The 4,080-nt window shown below is 73.8% G+C and carries 4 protein-coding genes; all 4 read right to left on the bottom strand.

What is annotated here, in order from left to right; translation table 11 throughout:
- Positions 1-170 precede the first annotated feature (170 nt).
- Positions 171-965 carry a ParA family protein gene (locus ABFC67_RS09300; RefSeq protein WP_346737732.1) on the bottom strand — a complete coding sequence of 265 codons (795 nt, stop codon included), beginning with the start codon at positions 963-965 and terminating at the stop codon, positions 171-173.
- Positions 966-979: 14 nt separating this feature from the next.
- Positions 980-2,044 (bottom strand): flagellar motor protein MotD, encoded by a 1,065-nt coding sequence (gene motD / locus ABFC67_RS09295; RefSeq protein WP_346737731.1) that lies wholly within the window; start codon positions 2,042-2,044, stop codon positions 980-982.
- 9 nt (positions 2,045-2,053) lie between these two features.
- The gene (locus tag ABFC67_RS09290) at positions 2,054-2,794 is read right to left on the bottom strand and encodes a flagellar motor protein (RefSeq protein WP_346737730.1); all 741 of its coding nucleotides are present in this window, start codon (positions 2,792-2,794) and stop codon (positions 2,054-2,056) included.
- Position 2,795: 1 nt separating this feature from the next.
- Positions 2,796-4,080 (bottom strand): chemotaxis protein CheA (locus tag ABFC67_RS09285; RefSeq protein WP_346737729.1); only part of this gene is annotated, 1,285 nt, incomplete at its 5' end.

Below are 4,080 nucleotides of genomic sequence, written 5' to 3'. Positions count from 1 at the left end.
GGGGCGCGGCGCGGGCGGCGCATCGGCGCCGACGGCCTCCGCCACGGCGGCGGGCGGCGCGACGACGCCGGGCGCGCGCGCGGCGGGCGGCGCCAGCAGCGCATCGAGGTAGTCCGCCAGCGCCGCGTCGCCGCGCACGGGCAGCACGCGCAGGTCGGGATGCGGCGCGCTCACGAGGCCGCCTCGAGCGCCATCGGCGCTTCCAGCGCGCACAGTTCGTCGAGCAGGCCGCGGTAGGCCTGCGCGCCGCGCCGCGCCGCCGGCCAGGCGCCGACCGGCACGCCGGCGACGCTGGCCTCGCGGACCTGCGTATCGACCGGGATCACGCTCTGCGCCAGCTCGCCGGCATGGCGCTCGCGCAGCGCCTGCAGGCTGGCGGTCGAGGCGTGCGTGCGGCCGTCGTACAGGGTCGGCACGATCAGCCGCGGCACCTGCCGGCCGCGCGCGCGCTCGATCATGCCGAGGCTGCGCAGCATGCGCTCCAGCCCGGCCAGGGCGAGGAATTCGGTTTGCGTCGGGATCACCAGCCGCTCGCACGCGGCCAGCGCGTTGACCATCAGCACGCCCAGCATCGGCGGGCAGTCGACCAGCACGCGGTCGTAGTCGCCGGCCAGCGCGGCCAGCGCCTCGGCCAGCACCAGGCCCATGCCGGAACGCGCGCCGAGCTGGCGGTCGAGGGTGGCCATCGCCGGCGTGGCCGGCAGCACGGCGAGGCGCTCGAAGCGCGTCGGCAGGATGCGCTCGGCGGCCGCCGGTGCGTCGTCCGCGCCGGCGCGGAACAGGTCGTACACGCCGCCGGGCAGCGTCTCGGGGTCGAAGCCGAAATAGCTGGTCAGCGAGGCGTGCGGGTCCATGTCGACCAGCAGCGTGCGCGCGCCGGACGCGGCCAGCAGCCCGCCCAGCGCCACCGCCGTGGTGGTCTTGCCGACGCCGCCCTTCTGATTCGCCACCGCCCACACGCGCATCGTTCGCTCCCGCCTCATTGCTCGTTCGTGGCCGGACGCACCACGTGCAGCACCGGCAGCCAGCCGCTCGCCTTCGGCGCCGGGTCCGCGCCGGCACCGGCCGCGGCCGGTGCGGCCGGTGCGGCCCGCTGTGCCGGCGCGGTGGCCGACAGCATCGCCGCCGCGTCCGCCGGCGCCTCCGGCCGGCTGCTGTAGAAGCGCTCCGGCACCGCGCTCGAACTCAGCACCACGATCAGCACGCGGCGGTTGCGGTTGCGCCCCGCCTCGCTGTCGTTGCCGGCCGCCGGCCGGTATTCGCCCCAGCCGATGATCGCCATGCGCTGCGGCTCGATGCCGCCGCCGGCGAGCAGGCGCACCACCGAGGCCGCGCGCGCCGCCGACAGCTCCCAGTTGGAAGGGAACGCGAACGTGTTGATCGGCACGTCGTCGGTGTAGCCCTCGATGCGCAGCGGGTTGGGGAACGGCCGCAGGATGTCGGACAGTTGCTGCAGCACCGGCACTGCCTGCGGCGACAGCGCGGCGACGCCGCTGGCGAACAGGATGTCGGTCTTGATCTCGATCTCCAGCCAGAAGTCGGTGCGGCGCAGCGCGATCAGCTGGCGGTCGATCAGCGGCCCGAGCGCCTTCTCGATCTGGTCGGCGATGCGCTTCAGGCCCTCGGCCTCGCCGCGCGTGCGCGCGGCCGAGAGGTCGGCGCCGCGCAGGCGCGTGGCGGTGGCGACGTCGCCGCCTTCGCGGCCGCCGGTCTTGCCGGGCGGCGGCATTTTCTGCGACGGCACCGGCACCGGGATCAGCGGGATCGGCGCGGCGCTGGGTGCCGCCGCCTGGATCGAGGCGATCGCCGAGGTCTGCGCCGACATGGTCGGCTGCGCGCCGACCTGCACCGGCTCGATCACCTTGGGCGAGCCGTTGAACGCGGTGGCGATCGACTGCGCCAGCACGCGGTACTTGCCCTCGTTGACCGAGGAAATCGAGTACATCACCACGAAGAACGCCAGCAGCAGGGTGATCAGGTCGCCGTACGGGATCGCCCAGCGCTCGTGGTTGGCGTGCTCTTCGTGGCGGTGCTTGCGCGCCATCGCCGGGCCTCAGTGCAGGAAGCCCTGCAGCTTGGTTTCGATGTTGCGCGGGTTCTCGCCCTCGGCGATGGCGATCAGGCCCTCGACCACCATCTCGCGCTGCTGCGACTGCCCGCGGATGACGCCCTTGAGCTTGCTGGCGATCGGCAGCAGCAGCAGGTTCGCCGAGGCGATGCCGTAGACGGTGGAGACGAACGCGCCGGCGATGCCGGGGCCGAGCTTGGACGGGTCGGACAGGTTCTCCATCACCGCCATCAGGCCCATCACCGCGCCGATGATGCCCAGCGTCGGCGAATAGATGCCGGCGCTCTCGAACACCTTGGCGGCCTCGGTGTCGGCGTGCTCCTTGGCGGCGAGGTCGACCTCGAGGATGCCGCGGATCACGTCCGGCTCGCTGCCGTCGACCAGCAGCTGCAGGCCCTTCTTGGCGAACGGGTCGGTCTCCGCCTCGAAGTGCGACTCCAGCCCGAGCAGGCCCTGGCGGCGCGCGATCTCGCTCCAGCCGATCACCTTGGCGATCAGCGCCTGGCTGTCGCTGGCCGGCGGCCAGATCACCCAGCGCGCCATGCGCAGGGCGCGGCGGAGCACGCGCGACGGCGTCTGCACCATGATCGCCGAGCTGGTGCCGACGATCACCACCATGAACGCGGCCGCGCTCCACAGCGCGGCCACGCCGCTGCCCTTGAGGATGCTGCCGACGATCACGACGACGAAAGCCATCACGATGCCGGTCAGGCTGAGCACTTCCATCTCAGGCCACCCGTTCCATCGGCGCCGCGCGCAGCAGCGCGACCAGATCGACGATCAGGGCGATGCGGCCGTCGCCGGTGATGGTCGCGCCGGCGATGCCGGGCACCTGCCGCAGCAGCGCGCCCAGCGGCTTGATCACCACCTCCTCGCGTCCGACCACCTCGTGCACCACGCAGCCGACGCGCTGGTGGCCGATGTGCACCACCGCGACGTGCTCGCGCGCGCCGGCGTCGGCCGCGTTCGCGTCCGCGCCCAGCCAGCGGTCGAGGCGGCTCAGCGGCAGCGGCCGCGCGCGATGCGCGACCACCTCGCGGCCGTCGACCGTGCGCACGCGCGAGGCGTCCAGCTCGAACACCTCGGAGACGTTGGCCAGCGGCAGCGCCAGCATGCGTCCGGCGACGCGCACCATCAGCGCGCGCAGGATCGCCAGGGTCAGCGGCACGCTGACCTTGATCTCGCTGCCGCGACCGACCTGCGAGCGGATCGCGATGGTGCCGCCCAGTTCGGCGACGCGCGTCTTGACCACGTCCATGCCGACGCCGCGCCCGGAGATATCGGAGATCTCGCTGCGCGTGGAGAAGCCGGGCAGGAAGATCAGCTCGTAGCACTCCTCGTCGGCCATGCGTTCGGCGCGCTCGGCGGAGAGCACGCCCTTCTCGATCGCCTTGCGCTTGAGCACCGCGGGGTCCATGCCGCGGCCGTCGTCGGCGATGGTGATGACGATGTGCTCGCCTTCCTGCGACGCGGCCAGGCGCACGCGTCCGGCGGCCGGCTTGCCGGCGCGCGCGTCCGGCGGCTCGATGCCGTGGTCGAGCGCGTTGCGCACCAGGTGCACCAGCGGATCGGCCAGCGCCTCGACCAGGTTGCGGTCGAGCTGGGTGTCCTCGCCCTCCAGCTCGAGCTGCACCTGCTTGCCGAGCTGGCGCGCGAGGTCGCGGGCGATGCGCGGGAAGCGCTGGAACAGCCGGCCGACCGGCTGCATGCGCGTGCGCATCACCGCGGTCTGCAGGTCATTGGTGACGCGGTCGAGCTCGCCGACCGCGCGCTCCAGCGGGCTGTCCTCGCTGCGCGCGGCGAGGTTGGCGATGCGGTTGCGCACCAGCACCAGCTCGCCGATGAAGTTGACCAGGGCGTCCAGCCGCGCGGTGTCGACGCGCACGGTGGTTTCGGCGGCCGCGGCCTGCTTGGCGGCGGCCGGCGGCGCGGCCTCGGCGGGCGCAGCCGCGGGCACCTCCGCCGCGGCGGGCGGCGGCGCGGCGGCCGGCGCGTGGTCGGACCCGGACTCG

It is taken from the genome of Mizugakiibacter sp. (assembly GCF_039680435.1).
GTDB lineage: Bacteria > Pseudomonadota > Gammaproteobacteria > Xanthomonadales > Rhodanobacteraceae > Mizugakiibacter.
The sequence above is the reverse complement of the archived record's forward strand: the minus strand, read 5'-3'. Positions and strand labels throughout refer to the sequence as shown.

Coding starts and splice junctions, on each gene's coding strand:
- ABFC67_RS09290 (WP_346737730.1), bottom strand. CDS start 2,794: ATGGAAGTGCTCAGCCTGACCGGCATCGTGATGGCTTTCGTCGTCGTG.
- ABFC67_RS09300 (WP_346737732.1), bottom strand. CDS start 965: ATGCGCGTGTGGGCGGTGGCGAATCAGAAGGGCGGCGTCGGCAAGACC.
- motD (WP_346737731.1), bottom strand. CDS start 2,044: ATGGCGCGCAAGCACCGCCACGAAGAGCACGCCAACCACGAGCGCTGG.